Below are 1,637 nucleotides of genomic sequence, written 5' to 3'. Positions count from 1 at the left end.
GCGGCCAACGTGGCCATTGTCACCGCCTACAACGACATGCTCTCGGCGCACCAGCCCTACGAGCACTACCCGGAACGGATCAGGCAGGCGCTGCGCGATATCGGCTCGGTGGGCCAGGTGGCGGGTGGCGTGCCGGCCATGTGCGACGGCGTCACCCAGGGCGAGCCGGGCATGGAGCTGGGCATCGCCAGCCGCGAGGTGATCGCCATGTCCACCGCCGTGGCGCTGTCGCACAACATGTTCGATGCCGCGCTGTTCCTCGGCATCTGCGACAAGATCGTCCCCGGCTTGATGATGGGCGCGTTGCGCTTCGGCCATCTGCCGTCGATCTTCGTGCCGGCCGGGCCCATGCCGTCCGGCCTGTCGAACAAGGAAAAGGCCGAAGTGCGCCAGCGCTACGCCGAGGGCAAGGCCAGTCGCGACGAGCTGCTGGCGGCGGAAATGGCGGCCTACCACAGCCCCGGCACCTGCACCTTCTACGGCACCGCGAACACCAACCAGATGCTCATGGAGATCATGGGCCTGCACCTGCCGGGCGCGTCCTTCGTCAACCCGAACACCCCGCTGCGCGAGGCGCTGACCATCGAGACCGCGCGTCAGGTCACGCGTCTGACCCGGCAGGGCGGGCAGTTCCTGCCGATCGGTGAGCTGATCGACGAGCGCGTGCTGATCAACTCCATCGTCGCCCTGCACGCCACCGGCGGCTCCACCAACCACACCCTGCACATGCCGGCGATCGCCCAGGCGGCGGGCATCCAGCTCACCTGGCAGGACATGGCCGACCTCTCCGAGGTGGTGCCGACCCTGGCCCACGTCTATCCGAACGGCAAGGCCGACATCAACCATTTCCATGCCGCGGGCGGCGTGGCTTTCCTGGTGCGCGAACTGCTCGACGCCGGGCTGCTGCACGAAGACGTCAACACCGTGATGGGGCGTGGCCTGCGCCGCTACACCCAGGAGCCGTTCCTCGACGATGGCCAGCTGGTCTGGCGCGAAGGCGCCAGCCAGAGCCTCGACGAGAGCATCCTGCGCCCGGTGGCGCGGCCCTTCTCGCCGGAGGGCGGCCTGCGGGTGATGGTCGGCAACCTCGGCCGCGGGGTGATGAAGGTTTCCGCCGTGGCCCCCGAGCATCAGGTGGTGGTCGCCCCGGCGCGGGTCTTCCATGACCAGCAGGCGCTGGCCGATGCCTTCCAGGCTGGCGAGCTGGAGCGCGACCTGGTGGCGGTGATGCGCTTCCAGGGCCCGCGCAGCAACGGCATGCCGGAGCTGCACAAGATGACGCCGTACCTCGGCGTGCTGCAGGACCGGGGCTTCCAGGTGGCGCTGGTCACCGATGGGCGCATGTCCGGCGCCTCCGGCAAGATCCCGGCGGCCATCCATGTCTGCCCGGAAGCGTTCGACGGTGGTCCGCTGGCGCGCCTGCGCGATGGCGACATCGTCCGCGTCGATGGACATGCCGGTACCCTCGAGGTGCTGGTGGACGCCGAGGCGTTCGCCGCGCGTGAACCGGCTCTCTGGGACCTGGAGGCCAACGTCGGCACCGGGCGCGAACTGTTCGCCTTCATGCGCGAGGCCTTCAGCTCGGCCGAGCAGGGTGCCAGCGCCTTCACCCGCAACCTGGAGGGCCTGAAGTGAAG

At 69.3% G+C, this 1,637-nt stretch carries 1 protein-coding gene; it reads left to right on the top strand.

Translation table 11 applies throughout. The features are described 5' to 3' along the window. Positions 1-1,635 (top strand): phosphogluconate dehydratase (edd, locus tag J7302_RS26230; protein WP_215381766.1); only part of this gene is annotated, 1,635 nt, incomplete at its 5' end. Positions 1,636-1,637 lie beyond the last annotated feature (2 nt).

This window comes from Metapseudomonas boanensis (assembly GCF_018704125.1).
Taxonomy (GTDB): domain Bacteria; phylum Pseudomonadota; class Gammaproteobacteria; order Pseudomonadales; family Pseudomonadaceae; genus Metapseudomonas; species Metapseudomonas boanensis.
Note: the sequence above shows the minus strand (reverse complement) of the source record. Positions and strands in the feature narration are given on the sequence as shown.